The 13,993-nt window shown below is 67.6% G+C and carries 15 protein-coding genes and 1 pseudogene; 8 read left to right on the top strand and 8 right to left on the bottom strand.

What is annotated here, in order from left to right; genetic code table 11:
* Positions 1–263 (top strand): annotated as a pseudogene (locus FV228_RS03345) (antibiotic acetyltransferase); the annotation flags it as partial.
* Positions 260–517, top strand: coding sequence for a DUF3297 family protein (locus FV228_RS03350; protein ID WP_147853288.1), 258 nt, complete (start codon positions 260–262; stop codon positions 515–517). The pseudogene FV228_RS03345 and the gene FV228_RS03350, both read left to right, overlap by 4 nt.
* Here FV228_RS03350 and FV228_RS03355 read toward each other — a convergent pair.
* From FV228_RS03355 to aspS, 4 genes are read right to left on the bottom strand one after another with little or no spacing between them, the layout of a single operon-like run.
* Positions 481–810 (bottom strand): hypothetical protein, encoded by a 330-nt coding sequence (locus FV228_RS03355; protein WP_147853289.1) that lies wholly within the window; start codon positions 808–810, stop codon positions 481–483. The two genes, FV228_RS03350 and FV228_RS03355, sit on opposite strands and share 37 nt — an antisense overlap.
* A complete protein-coding gene (locus FV228_RS03360) occupies positions 807–1,883 on the bottom strand; it encodes an acyltransferase (protein ID WP_147853290.1) in 1,077 nt (358 codons plus the stop codon). The genes FV228_RS03355 and FV228_RS03360 overlap by 4 nt, the downstream gene beginning before the upstream one ends.
* Complete coding sequence (locus tag FV228_RS03365; protein WP_147853291.1) at positions 1,883–2,752, bottom strand: glycosyltransferase family 2 protein; 870 nt, start codon at positions 2,750–2,752, stop codon at positions 1,883–1,885. The genes FV228_RS03360 and FV228_RS03365 overlap by 1 nt, the downstream gene beginning before the upstream one ends.
* Before the next feature lie 22 nt (positions 2,753–2,774).
* Positions 2,775–4,619: an aspartate--tRNA ligase gene (gene aspS, locus FV228_RS03370; RefSeq protein WP_147853292.1), complete on the bottom strand. Its 1,845-nt coding sequence runs from the start codon at positions 4,617–4,619 to the stop codon at positions 2,775–2,777.
* A 133-nt stretch (positions 4,620–4,752) separates the two neighbouring features.
* Here aspS and FV228_RS03375 point away from each other — a divergent pair, with 133 nt between their 5' ends.
* Both FV228_RS03375 and rnd read left to right on the top strand, forming a co-directional pair.
* On the top strand, positions 4,753–5,169 hold the full coding sequence (locus tag FV228_RS03375; protein WP_187277613.1) for a hypothetical protein: 417 nt from the start codon (positions 4,753–4,755) through the stop codon (positions 5,167–5,169).
* Positions 5,170–5,231: 62 nt separating this feature from the next.
* Positions 5,232–6,419 (top strand): ribonuclease D, encoded by a 1,188-nt coding sequence (gene rnd / locus FV228_RS03380; RefSeq protein ID WP_147853293.1) that lies wholly within the window; start codon positions 5,232–5,234, stop codon positions 6,417–6,419.
* Between the two features lie 338 nt (positions 6,420–6,757).
* Here rnd and FV228_RS03385 read toward each other — a convergent pair whose 3' ends face one another.
* The gene (locus FV228_RS03385; RefSeq protein ID WP_147853294.1) at positions 6,758–7,444 is read right to left on the bottom strand and encodes a DUF2490 domain-containing protein; all 687 of its coding nucleotides are present in this window, start codon (positions 7,442–7,444) and stop codon (positions 6,758–6,760) included.
* A 296-nt stretch (positions 7,445–7,740) separates the two neighbouring features.
* Between FV228_RS03385 and FV228_RS03390 the strand changes: the two genes are divergently transcribed.
* The 4 genes from FV228_RS03390 (at position 7,741) to xoxJ (ending at position 12,238) form a co-directional block, all read left to right on the top strand.
* Positions 7,741–8,028, top strand: a complete 288-nt coding sequence (locus FV228_RS03390; protein ID WP_147853295.1) for a hypothetical protein — start codon at positions 7,741–7,743, stop codon at positions 8,026–8,028.
* Positions 8,029–8,831: 803 nt separating this feature from the next.
* Positions 8,832–10,637 (top strand): lanthanide-dependent methanol dehydrogenase XoxF1, encoded by a 1,806-nt coding sequence (gene xoxF1, locus FV228_RS03395; RefSeq protein ID WP_147853296.1) that lies wholly within the window; start codon positions 8,832–8,834, stop codon positions 10,635–10,637.
* A gap of 132 nt (positions 10,638–10,769) precedes the next feature.
* Positions 10,770–11,381, top strand: coding sequence for a c-type cytochrome, methanol metabolism-related (locus tag FV228_RS03400; protein WP_147853297.1), 612 nt, complete (start codon positions 10,770–10,772; stop codon positions 11,379–11,381).
* Positions 11,381–12,238 carry a rare earth element methanol dehydrogenase accessory protein XoxJ gene (xoxJ, locus tag FV228_RS03405; protein WP_187277614.1) on the top strand — a complete coding sequence of 286 codons (858 nt, stop codon included), beginning with the start codon at positions 11,381–11,383 and terminating at the stop codon, positions 12,236–12,238. The genes FV228_RS03400 and xoxJ overlap by 1 nt, the downstream gene beginning before the upstream one ends.
* Before the next feature lie 47 nt (positions 12,239–12,285).
* Here xoxJ and folK read toward each other — a convergent pair whose 3' ends face one another.
* Genes folK through folP form a run of 3 tightly spaced genes read right to left on the bottom strand, consistent with a single transcriptional unit; the run spans position 12,286 to position 13,963 of the window.
* The gene (gene folK / locus FV228_RS03410; RefSeq protein WP_147853299.1) at positions 12,286–12,756 is read right to left on the bottom strand and encodes a 2-amino-4-hydroxy-6-hydroxymethyldihydropteridine diphosphokinase; all 471 of its coding nucleotides are present in this window, start codon (positions 12,754–12,756) and stop codon (positions 12,286–12,288) included.
* Positions 12,753–13,130: a dihydroneopterin aldolase gene (gene folB, locus FV228_RS03415; protein WP_147853300.1), complete on the bottom strand. Its 378-nt coding sequence runs from the start codon at positions 13,128–13,130 to the stop codon at positions 12,753–12,755. The genes folK and folB overlap by 4 nt, the downstream gene beginning before the upstream one ends.
* Entirely contained in the window at positions 13,127–13,963 is an 837-nt protein-coding gene (folP, locus tag FV228_RS03420; RefSeq protein ID WP_147853301.1) for a dihydropteroate synthase, read from the bottom strand. Before folP ends, folB begins: the two co-directional genes overlap by 4 nt.
* Positions 13,964–13,993 lie beyond the last annotated feature (30 nt).

The following is a 13,993-nucleotide window of genomic DNA, read 5'->3' on the forward strand; positions in this document are numbered from 1 at the left end:
CCTACGCGGTGGTCGCCGGCAACCCGGCCCGGGTGGTCCGCCGCCGCTTCGACGAGGCCACCGTGGCGGCGCTGGTGGAGACCGCCTGGTGGGACCAGCCGCACGCGACGGTGACGCGGCTGGTGCCGCTGTTGCAGAGCGGGCAGATCGCCGACCTGCTCGCGGCGTTGCGCGCCGAGCCGGATTCCCGTACCGGCGAGCCCTTCGCCCTGCCGGACGCGCGCGGGGCCGCACACGAAACCGACCCGAGATCCGGACGATGACCGACACGCCTCCCGACCGCCTGGCCGCGAACCCGAACAGCCCGTTCTACGACGAGGCCATGCTGGAGCGCGGCGTCGGCGTGCGATTCAAGGGCGTCGATAAGACCAACGTCGAGGAATATTGCGTCAGCGAGGGCTGGGTCCGCCTCTCGGCCGGCAAGACCCTCGATCGGGCCGGCAACCCGATGACCGTGAAGCTGAAGGGGACCGTCGAACCCTACTTTCGCGAGCCCGAGGCCGAGGTCGAGGCTTGAGCCTCTCGTAGAGTCAGTGCCGCGCTGAAGTTCTTCAATGCCCCCAGGACCAGCGTATGAACCTGATCCGGAGAGCGGGGCGCATCGATGATCAGGCTCGTCAGGATGTCATTGCGCCGGGCGCGCTGCTTGGCGGTTCGTGCATGGTTCGACAGACGCAGGTGCCAGGGGCTCTTAGATAGCGCGAGATAGAGGCTGTCACCGCGCTCGTTCCGGGCGACGATGGCGAAGCCCTCGGCCTCCAGAAGCCGCGCCGCAAGGGCCAGCGCGGCCGATGGGGGGAGGGTGCTCACGGCCCGGCAGGCTCGATCGTGCCGAGGCTGCGTCGGCCGAGCGCCCGCGCCTTGAGGGCCAGTGCCGGCCGTTCGATGCCGTACCAGGACAGCGCCGCCACCGGCAGCGTCACCGCGAGCGCGGGAGCGAGCAGGGCGAGGCCGGAGGGCTCGGGCCAGAGGGCATGCAGGCTCTGCTGTATCGGCCAGCCGTAGAGATAGATCCCGTAGGACAGGTCGGCCCTCGGATCGAACAGGCCGCGCGCCATCGGCCCGAGGGCGAGCCACACGGCGCCGTAGGCTTCCGCCAGGAACAGCAGGGTCGGGTAGGCCGGCGTTCGGGCGAGGAGCGTGGCCGCGACGGCCAGGCCGGCGAGGACGACACTCGAGACGCGCAGGCTGTCGCGACACAGATACAGTCCGGCGCCGGCCGAAAAGATGAGCGGCAGCCGCAGGGCCGTCTCCAGACCCTTCGGCAACTCGGGGCCACGCCAAGCTGTGGCGGCCGTCAGGGCGACGGCGAGCCCCGCGACGATCAAGAGCACCGGGATCCGCCGGCGGAGGAGGCCGCACAGGGCGGCGAGCAGCACGCCCAGGTAGCAGAGAGACTCGTATTTCAGGGTCCAGATCGTGCCGAGCGGCGCCCGATACGGGTTGGCCTCGAAGACGCCGGGCAGGGCGGCGTTGCTCTTGAAGGCGGTCAGCGTCCCGCGCACGAACGACCAGACGGCGGGATCGCGCAGGTACTCGCCCAGCGGCAGGCGCGTCATCGCGGCTCCGAGGAGCAGGGAAACGACCATGGTGGCGGCGACGAAGCCCGGGAGGATCCGCAGGGCGCGGGCAAGCGTGTAGTCCCGGAGCCCGCGCCGATCGCAGCTCATGGTGACGAGAAACCCCGAGACCGCGAAGAAGCCGTTCACCGCGTGCTCGCCCAGGGTGTAGCCGGTGAGCCGCGCCAGCGGCTCGTCGCCCGCGGCCCCGGTGGCGACGCTGAAGGCATGCGAGACGACCACCGCCAGCGCGAGAACCAAGCGCAGGCCGGTGAAGCCGTTGCGGCCGCGCGCCAGGGCGGTCGCGATCGTGAGGCCGGCCATCAGCGCAGCCCCTCGCGGGCCAAGGCGTCCCGGCCGCGCAGGAAGGCGAGGGCGCCGGACGCGGAGCCGCCGTACCGCTCCAACCCGGACCGGCGCAGGACGAGCGCCGAGAGGCCGGCCTTCGGCAGGTTGGTCATGAGGTGGGACACGCTCGGGTCGGGCAGGCCGTATTTGCGGCTGACATAGGCCCGCGACCAGGCCTGATGCCAGCGCGAACGGAAAACCCGTCCGGGCTCCGGCGCCGACGAGCGACCGCGGCCGTGCAGCGCCACAGCGCCGTGGACATGGACGAGGGCGCGGCCCGCATCCGCCACGCGCCGACAGAGGTCGTCGTCCTCGTAGAACAGGAAGATGTTCGGGTCGAAGCCCCCGAGGTCGAGGAACAGGGCCCGCGCGATCATCAGGCAGGCCCCGGACAGGAACGGGGCGCAGGCATCGCCCTCGGGCAGGGCCGGGCGTCCGCCCGGGTTGGGAAGGTACGGCGCCAGCAGTGAGCGCGCCTGGTAGAAGAACCGCCCGTCCGGCTCGACCAGGCGCGGCGCCAGCAGGCCCGCATCCGGCCAAGCGGCGGCCGCCGCCAGCAACGCATCGACGGCTCCAGGCTGCAGGACCACGTCCGGGTTGACGACGAGGACCCGCTCCGCCGTCTCCGCCGCGGCGACGCCGATATTGTTGGCGCGGCCGTAGCCCTCGTTGCGGGGGTTGCGGATCACCCGCGCGCCGGCGGCCTCCGAGACTGAAACGGAGGCGTCCCGGCTGGCGTTGTCGACCACGATCGCCGGCACGTGCTGCCGCGCCAGTGCCGCCAGACAGGCCGGCAGCACGTCGGCGCTGTCATGGGCGACGACGACCGCGACGAGGCTCGCCACGGCGCGACCGGTCCGCCTGCGCTTACGCCTTCTTCTCGGGCAGGTTCAGGCGGATGTGCAGCTCGCGCAGCTGCTTGGGCGTGGCCTCGGAGGGCGCGCCCATCATCAGGTCCTCGGCGCGCTGGTTCATCGGGAACAGCACGACCTCGCGGATGTTCGGCTCGTTGCACAGGAGCATGACGATGCGGTCGACTCCCGGGGCGATGCCACCGTGCGGCGGGGCGCCCATGCGCAAGGCGTTGAGCATGCCGCCGAACTTCTGCTCCAGCACCTCGTGGCCGTAGCCCGCGATGGCGAAGGCCTTCTGCATCACGTCGGGGCGATGATTGCGGATCGCGCCCGAGGACAGCTCGATGCCGTTGCAGACGATGTCGTACTGGAACGCCTTGATGCCCAAGATTCTTTTTGTGACTTCGCCGTCCTGGCCCTCTGTGGCCAGGGCATCGAGGTCGAGCGCCAAAAAGTCCTCGCGGTCGATGTTCGGCATCGAGAACGGGTTGTGGGAGAAGTCGATCCGCTTCTCCTCTTCGCTCCACTCGTACATCGGGAAGTCGGTGATCCAGCAGAACGCGTACTGGTCCTTGTCACAGAGGCCCAGTTCGTCGCCGATGCGGATGCGGGCCTTGCCGGCGAGCGCCGCCGCCTTGGCCTCGGTCCCGGCGGAGAAGAACACCGCGTCGCCCGCCTTGGCGCCGGTCTTCTGCGCGATCAGGGCCTGGACCTCGGCCGGGATGAACTTGGCGATCGGCCCCTTGCCGGTGAGCTGGCCGCCGTCGTCCTCGAACACGACGTAGCCGAGCCCGGGCGCGCCCTCTGAGCGGGCCCAGTCGTTGAGCTTGTCGAAGAACGAGCGCGGCTGCGACGCGGCTCCGGTCGCCGGGATCGCCCGGACCACGCCGCCGGCACTGATGACGCCCTTGAAGGCCTTGAACGCCACGTCGTCCCGGGCGAACTCGTCGGTGACGTCGGCGATGATGAGGGGATTGCGCAGGTCCGGCTTGTCGACGCCGTACTTCAGCATGGAATCCGCGAAGGTGATGCGCGGGAACGCCTTGGTGACGCGCTTGCCCTCGGCGAACTCTTCGAAGACGCCGCGCAGGACCGGCTCAACCGCCTGGAACACGTCCTCCTGGGTGACGAAGCTCATCTCGATATCGAGCTGGTAGAATTCGCCCGGCGAGCGGTCGGCCCGGGCGTCCTCGTCGCGGAAGCAGGGCGCGATCTGGAAATAGCGGTCGAAGCCCGCGATCATCGTCAGCTGCTTGAACTGCTGCGGCGCCTGCGGGAGCGCGTAGAACTTTCCGGGATGGACCCGGGACGGCACGAGGTAGTCGCGCGCGCCCTCGGGCGACGACGCGGTGAGGATCGGTGTCTGGAACTCGAAGAAGCCGCCGTCGCGCATCCGGCGGCGCAGCGCGTCGATGATCGCCCCGCGCTTCATGATGTTGGCGTGGAGCTTGTCCCGGCGCAGGTCGAGGAAGCGGTACCGCAGCCGCGTCTCCTCCGGGTATTCGAGATCGCCGAAGACCGGCAGCGGCAGCTCACCGGCCGGGCCCAGCACCTCCAGATCGTCGATGTAGACCTCGACCGCTCCGGTCGGCAGCTCAGCGTTCTCGGTGCCGGCGGGCCGGGTGCGCACGCGCCCGTCGATGCGCACGACCCATTCCGAGCGCGCGACCTCTGCGGCCTTGAAGGCGGGCGAGTCGGAATCGACCACGCATTGCGTGAGCCCGTAATGGTCCCGCAGGTCGATGAACAGCACGCCACCATGGTCGCGGATGCGGTGGCACCAGCCGGAGAGCCGGACGGTCTGTCCGACGTCGGACGGGCGGAGCGCCCCGCAGGTGTGGGAACGGTAACGGTGCATGACGGGCTTCTTCTCTGGGAAGGCCGGCACCATTCACGCGAGGCCCCCCAAGTCAAGCACGCGACGCCGGAAACCCGTGCCGAACCGGGCCGCCGACCTACCGGACGGGACCCGCGATCCCCATATGATGTCCATGAGCCAAAACGCTTTTTCCGTTTCTGTCGGCCGGCCCGCCGGGCCCGTCGAAAGCCCGTCCGGCGCTTGGCGCACACTGCCGCTCGCGGGGCATTTCGACCTGGTCTACGAGGACGCGACCGGTGCCTGGAGCAACCGCTCCCTGTCGGCGCGCGAACTGAAGCTCGGTCCGGGCCGGACGCTTCTGGGCGGCGTCGACGCCCGCCGGGGCGGCTATCGCGGCTTCCGGGTCGACCGGATCCGCCGGCTGACCGACGGCGCCACGGGCGAGCGCATCGAGACCGGCATCCTCGACCGCTTGCTCGGGCGCGCCGATGCCCAGCGCCGGGCCGACGCGATGCGGATCCGCCGGCAGGCTCAGGCGCGACGGCGAACGGCCTTGGCGGACCGACCGGGCGCAATAAGGACCGTGTGAAACATGGGGACCTTCACGCAGGCGTCTCCCCATGACGGCGCCGGTTGCGTATAGCCGGGTTCATGGACCTGATTACCACCACCGCCGCGCTGCACGACGTCTGCTCGCGTCTCGCCGAGCAACCCTTCGTGACCGTCGACACGGAGTTCATGCGCGAGACGACGTACTACCCGAAACTGTGCCTGATCCAGATCGCGGCACCGGATGGGACCGGCGTATTGGTCGATCCCCTGGCGGCGGGCATCGACCTGCAGCCGTTCATCGACCTGATGGCCGACGAGCGGACCGTGAAGGTGTTCCACTCGGCCCGCCAGGACCTCGAGATCATCTGGCTGATGGGCGGGATCCTGCCGCAGCCGTTCTTCGACACGCAGGTCGCCGCCATGGTCTGCGGCTACGGCGACTCCGTCTCGTACGAGCAGCTCGTCAACGACGTGGCCAAGGCCAAGATCGACAAGTCCTCGCGGTTCACCGACTGGTCGCGGCGCCCGCTCTCCGAAGCCCAGCTCAGCTACGCCCTCTCGGACGTCACCCATCTGGTGAAGGTCTACGAAGTCCTGGTCGCCGAGTTGCTGCGCACCGATCGCGGCGCCTGGCTCGATGAGGAGATGGCGGTTCTGACTTCGCCGGAAACCTACCGGGCCGACCCGGCCCAGGCCTGGCGGCGGCTTTCCGGACGGATGCGCAAGCCCCGTGAGATCGCCGTGCTGATGGAGGTGGCGGCCTGGCGCGAGAGCGAAGCGCAGACCCGGAACGTCCCCCGCGGGCGCGTCCTGAAGGACGAGGCGGTGATCGACATCGCCTCGGCGGCGCCGCGCGGTGCCGAGGCCCTGGGCCGGCTGCGGACGATCCCGGCGGGGTTCGAGCGTTCGCGCACCGGAGCCGACATCCTGGCGGCCGTGGAGCGCGGCCTCACCCGGGACACCGGTGACATCCGCATACCGGAGCGGATGCGCCGGAGCGGCGGCAACGGTGCCATCGTGGAATTGCTGAAGGTGCTGCTCAAGGCGGTGTGCGAATCCGAGGCCGTGGCGCCCAAGATCATCGCGACGGTGGACGATCTGGAGGCCATCGCAGACGACGACACCGCCGAGGTCGCCGCTCTGCAAGGCTGGCGTCGGACCCTGTTCGGCGACAAGGCCCTGGCCCTGAAGCAGGGCCGCTTGGCCCTCTCGGTCGAGCACGGCCGCATCGTGGTCCGGGAGCTGGAGCCGACGAACGCGGCGGATCAGGCGGGCGTCGACGGCTAGGGTTTTGGACGGGCGCTGCGACGGTGTTTGCTGCAACGGGTGCAGCCAGCAAGCGGCAACGCTTTCCCAGGCCGGTCCGAAAACGGCCCGGTCGTCCCGGGATCACGGCGGAAGGATCTTCCTCCGCGCCTCGTCCACCGCTTACAAGCCGTGTGTCGGGCTGTGGCCCAGGCTAAGGCTGGCGTGCGGCCAGACCTGCCCGGGGCGTCTGAATCGATCGATCCCAGCGACGATGCGTTTGGCCGGTGGCTGCATCCAAACCATCGGGCCCGGCCCGAACTTGTCCGATCAGGTCAATCTGACCGACGAGCCAAGAAATCCCCTGCGCCGCGGGCGATCTAGTTCCGCACGAACAGGTTCAGCGACAGGATATGGTCGACTGCCACGCCGCTGCCCGGCGCGCTGGCGGTTTGGTTGAGGTAGCCGATCTCGACCGTCGATCGTCCGCCGATCGGCACTTCCAGCCCCACGAAAGTGCGGATCCGATCGAAGCCGGCCCGCGCACCCCAATCCGTATCGTTCAAGGCCAAGAACGCCTCCGTCCAGCCAAGAGCTGCGACGCTTGTCGTCGCCTGCGTCAGCGGCACGGCGAAGCGCAGATTCTCGCGCAGGCGGAAGCCGACATCCCGGCCGGCCGATTGCCACCGTTGCTCGAAGCGCGTGCGGGACGAAACCTTCACGCCGGAGACTGTGCCGATCTGCCAGTTGATCTCCTGAAAGCTCCGATCCTCGGTCCCCACCCCGCCGGGCATCCCGTGGTCTTCGACGTAAGCGTAACCCTGGTAGAGGGTGAGGCCGTTGTTGACCTTCCAGCCCAAGGCAGGGCGCAGCAGAAGCTGGTCGAGCTGGGAGATGCCCTTGCCGAAGCGGGGTTGAACTTCGGCGAAGTATGCGACGTCGCCGAATGAACCGAACAGGGTTGTATTCAGCCAGAGTTGCCCGTCGTGAACGGTCTCGGCAACGGCTCGCGCCCCCGATGCGACAAGGAACAGGGCCGCCAGGGCCAATTGTGTGCGCCCGATCACGATCGTCCTTCACGCACGATGCGGGTCGGTCGCCTTCGCGGACCTCCCTCCGAGGTCCGATTGTCCGGGACGGCGCATCGTCGTCAAGCTCGCGACGACGACCTTGGCCATTGGAGGGATTGCAGACCTTCTCGTCGGCCCACACTTGCCACCTCAAGGAGCGCCGTCGAAACGCCTGCCGATCGACACAGCAGCCGGATCGCGAAACTATCCGGTCACGAGGGCGTGACACGTCGCGGTGCTAGGATTAAGTGGCAAGCGACATTGCCACTTAATCCTAGCACCGCGTCACGCGTATGTTCGAACCGAACGAGATCCTGACGACGCTGACGGGGCGCGGCCTCGTCACGGCCGAGGGATGCCAAAGCGTTCGTGTCCGCTACCGTGTCGTCGTGGAGCGAAGGCAGGGCGGCGTGTTCGCCTACGGCGATCTCCACGGCAGCCATGCCGGCTTGAGACCGATCTGGCTCGAACCCGATGCCCAGCTCCGTCTCAAGACCGGCCGCCGCCTCGACATCTCCCTTACGGACCTCGTCGGCGACAGCGCCGAATTCGAGAGCATCGGCGACGTCGGCGCGCTGTGAGCCCCTACAACCAAAGTCGCAGCCTGCCGGCAACGCTGGCTGACCAAGGGTTCGTAGCGGAGCGCAGCCGTCGTGCACCGAGTGGTTCCCGGCCTAAGCCTGAAGACGCAGATGCCGGCTGAACAGCCTGCCTGGCCCGCGTGACTGTTCCTCAATCCAGCTGCTCGAACTGAGTCGGGACGATTCGGCAATCACAGCCTCGTGAGGATGGCGTGCGACGGGTTTCAAAACGCCGCATCCCACCCGTGCGGCGAGAGGGCGCACAGTGTTCAACCTCTGAAAACGCTGTCGTTTCCCAAGCTCGGCCATTTCGCACCGCGATTGATCCAGCTCTCCGCACGCGCGCCGAGTGACGATCACGGTCAAGCTCATCAAGCAGTCCAAGCATAATGGAACTGGCAACACCGCCCGGGCGTGCAAGAACTGCATGGACAGCGTGCTCGGCAGCCTGAGATGGGACTAAATAGCCGCAGCCTGGTTTGTGCAGCGCAGCATTTCGCGCCGCATAGCAATGACATTCACGCGTGTTTTGTTACGCGAAAAGAAGCTTTCACCGTGTCCCCAGGGCTCCGCAACATCGAGTTGACGGCGCTCAAAAATCTCTTAAGGTCCGGGCAAGCTTCGGTTTCGAGGGGGCCGCCTCAGGGATGGCGGCTCCTGGCGAAGAGACCTTTGGGTCACTTCAAGTCCGCTACGCCCGCTACCGAAGCGTCCATCCCTGTCGCAAACAGTCAGGTCGGGGTCCGAGCGACGCCACTCTCGAAGTGCGTCTGTACGACTCTTAAGACTTGTCGGAGGAACCCATGAGAGCGGTACATCTCCTCGCGCTCGGCGCAGGTGTCGCGGCACTCGCCGCGCCCGCGCTGGCCAACGAAAGCGTCCTGAAGAGCATCGCCAACCCGGCGGAACAAGCGCTTCAGACGGTCGACTACGGCAACACCCGTTATTCGAAGCTCGACCAGATCACCTCGGCGAACGTGAAGAACCTCCAGGTTGCCTGGACCTTCTCGACCGGCGTGCTGCGCGGCCACGAGGGCTCGCCGCTCGTGATCGGCAACATGATGTATGTCCACACGCCGTTCCCGAACATCGTGTACGCCCTGGACCTCGACCACGAGGCCAAGATCGTCTGGAAGTACGAGCCGAAGCAGGATCCGTCCGTGATCCCGGTCATGTGCTGTGACACGGTCAACCGCGGCCTCGCCTATGCCGACGGCACCATCCTGCTGCACCAGGCCGACACCACCCTCGTGTCGCTCGACGCCAAGACCGGTAAGGTGAACTGGTCCGTCGTCAACGGCGACCCGAAGAAGGGCGAGACCAACACCGCCACGGTTCTGCCCGTGAAGGACAAGGTCATCGTCGGCATCTCGGGCGGCGAGTTCGGCGTGCAGTGCCACGTCACCGCCTACGACCTGAAGACCGGCAAGAAGGTGTGGCGCGGCTACTCCATCGGCCCGGACGACCAGATGCTGGTCGACCCGGAGAAGACCACCTCGCTCGGCAAGCCGGTCGGCAAGGATTCTTCGCTGAAGACCTGGGAAGGCGATCAGTGGAAGACCGGCGGCGGCTGCACCTGGGGCTGGTTCTCGTACGACCCCAAGCTCGACCTGATGTACTACGGCTCGGGCAACCCCTCGACCTGGAACCCCAAGCAGCGTCCGGGCGACAACAAGTGGTCGATGACCATCTGGGCACGTAACCCGGATACCGGCGTCGCCAAGTGGGTCTACCAGATGACCCCGCACGACGAGTGGGACTACGACGGCATCAACGAGATGATCCTCACGGATCAGAAGGTTGACGGCAAGGAGCAGCCGCTCCTGACCCACTTCGACCGTAACGGCTTCGGCTACACGCTGAACCGCGAGACCGGCGCCCTCCTGGTCGCCGAGAAGTTCGATCCGGCCGTCAACTGGGCGACCAAGGTCGATATGGACAAGGGTTCGAAGAACTACGGCCGGCCGCTGGTCGTGTCGAAGTACTCGACCGAGCAGAACGGCGAAGATACCAACTCCAAGGGTATCTGCCCGGCGGCCCTCGGCACCAAGGATCAGCAGCCTGCTGCCTTCTCGCCGAAGACCAACCTGTTCTACGTGCCCACCAACCACGTCTGCATGGACTACGAGCCGTTCCGGGTGACCTACACCCCGGGCCAGCCCTACGTCGGTGCGACCCTGTCGATGTACCCGGCCCCGAACTCGCACGGCGGCATGGGTAACTTCATCGCCTGGGACGGCGTCAACGGTAAGATCAAGTGGTCCAACGCCGAGCAGTTCTCGGTTTGGTCCGGTGCTCTCGCCACCGCCGGTGACGTGGTGTTCTACGGTACCCTCGAAGGTTACCTGAAGGCCGTCGACGACAAGACCGGCAAGGAGCTGTTCAAGTTCAAGACGCCGTCGGGCATCATCGGCAACGTGATGACCTACCAGCTCAAGGGCAAGCAGTACGTGGGCGTCCTGTCGGGCGTCGGCGGCTGGGCCGGCATCGGCCTCGCGGCCGGCCTGACCGACCCGAACGCCGGTCTCGGCGCGGTGGGCGGCTACGCAGCCCTCTCGCAGTACACCAACCTCGGTGGTCAGCTGACCGTCTTCGCTCTGCCGAACTAATCGGCCGCAGGGTTTAGCTGTCGAAATGGTGCCGGCGCGGGTTTCCGCGCCGGCATCCTTGTGATTAGAATTTGTCGTAAGAGGCTACGGCTCTAAGCGAGACGAAGGGCCTCGCTCCAGGGAGACTACGCGTTGCACAACCTCAGCAACATCGTCACGCGGCCGTTTCTCGCCGCCCTCGCCCTAGCGACCGTTTCCGCGGTTGCCGTACATGCTGAGGATGCCAAGCCTGCCGATCCGGCTCTCGCCAATTCGCTCAACGCGAACGACAAGACCGCCGAGCAGGACCCCGCACTACTGAAGAAGAACGCTGCCGTTAAGGTCGAGGACGGCAAGTACGTCGATGCCGACGGCCATCCGACGTACCACGTCACCAACGATGGCAAGAAGCTCGACTGGTACACCTACTCCGGGTACCGCCGCTATCACGCCGAGTGCCACGTCTGCCACGGTCCGGACGGCATGGGCTCGACCTACGCGCCGGCCCTGAAGGACTCGCTGAAGCACCTCTCGTACGAGGAGTTCATCGGCATCCTGGTGGGCGGCAAGCAGGACGTGAGCGCCTCCGAGCAGAAGGTCATGCCGGCCTTTGGCGATAACAAGAACGTCATGTGCTATTCGGACGACCTCTACACCTACCTCAAGGCCCGGGCCGACGGTGCGATCGGTCGCGTTCGTCCCTCGGACCACGAGGACAAGCCCGAGACCGCCCGGAAGGCCGAGAAGGAGTGCATGGGCGGCTGATGTCCTCCCCTGCATCGTCCTTCACCCGGACGCTCGCCCTCTGCGCCCTGTCGATGACGGTGGCGCAGGGGGCTGCCGCGCAGCACCTGCCGGACACGGTTACGACCGATGTGCTGCGCGTCTGCGGCGATCCCGGCAATATGCCGTTTTCCGAGCGTAAGGAAGACGGCTTCGAGAACAAGATCGCGGCGATCATCGCCGACGAACTGAAGATCAAGGTCCGTTACTACTGGCTGACCCAAGGTCCGGGCTTCGTGCGCAACACGCTGGGTACCGGCCTGTGCGACCTGATCATGGGCCAGGCCTTCGGCAGCGACCTCGTCCAAACCACCAATCCCTACTATCGCTCGTCCTACGTGCTGGTCACCCGCACGGGTGAACTCGACGGCATCACCGCCCTCGACGATCCGCGGCTGAAGGGCAAGGCGATCGGGGTCATCGCCGGCACCCCGCCGGTGAATCGGATGGGCGATCGCGGCCTCGTCTCGACCATGAAGGCCTACGCGCCCTATCAGCTCGATCCGGCACGGAAGTTCCAGACCGTCGGCGCCGAGATCGTCGGGGCGCTCGCGGCCAAGGACATCGATGCGGCGGTGCTGTGGGGGCCGGCTGCCGGCTGGCTCGCGAAGCAATCCGGAACGCCCATGACGGTGGTGCCCCTGCTCAAGGAGCCCGCTCGTCCGCCCATGGCCTACCGGATCGCCATGGGCGTGCGCCTCGGCGAGAACGACTGGAAGCGCTCGCTCAACACGATCCTGCGCAAGCGCAAGGCCGATATCGACAAGGTGCTGCGCGAATACGACGTGCCGCTCCTCGACGACGAGGCCAGCGAGATGGCCGAACCCGGCACGAAGTAGGCCACGCCTTCGGGCTCGCGGGCGGGGAGCCGTCCGCGAGCCTCGGCTCAGACCCGTTCGATCCCGGTGCGGTCGAGCTTGGCCAGGGCATCGGCGACGCGTTCGCCGCCGATCACGAGGTCTGGGGCGATCTCGGCCAACGGCACCAGCACGAAGGCACGCTCCCGCACATGGCGGTGCGGCAGCACCAGCCGCGCGTCGTCCACCGTTGCCCCCTCGTAGGCCAGCACGTCGACATCGATAACCCGGGGCCCCCAGCGCTCCTCGCGGATGCGCCCCAGCGCATGCTCGACGCCGAGGCAGGCATCGAGCAGCCCATGCGGATCGAGCGCCGTGTCGACGGCCACCGCACCGTTGAGGAACCAAGGCTGGTCGGTCTTGCCCCAAGGCGGCGTCCGATAGTCGGCCGAGCGGGCGACAACGTCGATGCCGGGCGTCGCGGCCAATCCTGCGACCGCACGGTCGAGCATCGCGGCCATGTCGCCGATATTGCTGCCGATCCCGAGATAGGCCCTCACGCGCGCACTCCGCGGTGACGCGTGATCTCGACGTTGACGCCATCCAGGATCGCCGGCACCGGCGCGCTCGGCTTGTCGATGCGGATCGTGATCGCTTCCACCATGTCATGGCGTTCGAGGATCGTAGCCGCGATCGATTCGGCGAGAGCCTCGATGAGATTGAACCGGCGCTCAGTAGCGATCGATACGGCGATCTCGGTGAGGTCCGCGTAGCTGACCGTATGGGCGACGTCGTCCGAGCGGCCGGCCGGCGCAAGGTCGAGCCGCGCGTCGATCGAGATGTAGAAGCGCTGGCCGAGCACCGCCTCCTCGGGCAGCACCCCGTGCCGCCCGAACACCGCGATGCGGGCGACGCCGATCCGGTCCGCGCTCATCGGGCGTCCGGCCGCATGACGGCGTCGACGACCCGAACGGCGTCGACATGGGCCGCGACGTCGTGAACCCGCACGATGTCGGCGCCGAGCGTGGCCGCAAGGGCATGGGCCGCGAGCGATCCGTAGAGCCGGTCTGCCGGCCGGGTCTCCCGATCGTGCAGGCGGCCGAGCAGAGATTTGCGGGACACCCCGACCAGGACGGGAAAACCCAGGGCCCGGATCTCGGGGAGGCGCCGAAGCACTTCCAAGTGCTGCGTCCAGGTCTTTCCGAATCCCACCCCGGGATCGAGGACGATGTCGCGCTCCGGAATGCCGGCCCGCCGGGCGATGTCGAGGGAGCGCTCGAAGAAGGCCCGCAGGTCCGCGACGATATCCAGATCCGCGTCGATGGTCTCGCGGTTGTGCATGATCACCACGGGGGCGCCGTGCGCGGCCGCCACGGAGGCGATGTCGGGCTCTCGTTGGAGGCCCCAGACGTCGTTGACGATGCGCGCGCCCGCTTCGAGCGCGAGACGCGCGGTGGACGCCTTGTAGGTATCGATCGAGATCGGGACGGACAGGCGGGGCGCCACCGCCCGGATCACCGGCAGGACGCGGCCCTGCTCCTCCTCGGCAGGAACGGGAACGTGACCCGGCCGGGTCGATTCGCCACCGATATCGAGGATCGCGGCGCCTTCGGCTACCAGGCGCTCGGCCTGCGCAACCGCCTCGGCCTCGCCGGAGAACAGGCCGCCGTCGGAGAAGGAATCGGGCGTGACGTTGAGGATGCCCATGACCAGTGTGCGCGACCCGAGGCCGGGCAACAGGTCTGACAGGCCGGGGGAGGGGGGCACGGATCGGGTCCCGTTCTCAGGAGCGGTTCG

It is taken from the genome of Methylobacterium sp. WL18 (assembly GCF_008040015.1).
Lineage (GTDB): Bacteria > Pseudomonadota > Alphaproteobacteria > Rhizobiales > Beijerinckiaceae > Methylobacterium > Methylobacterium mesophilicum.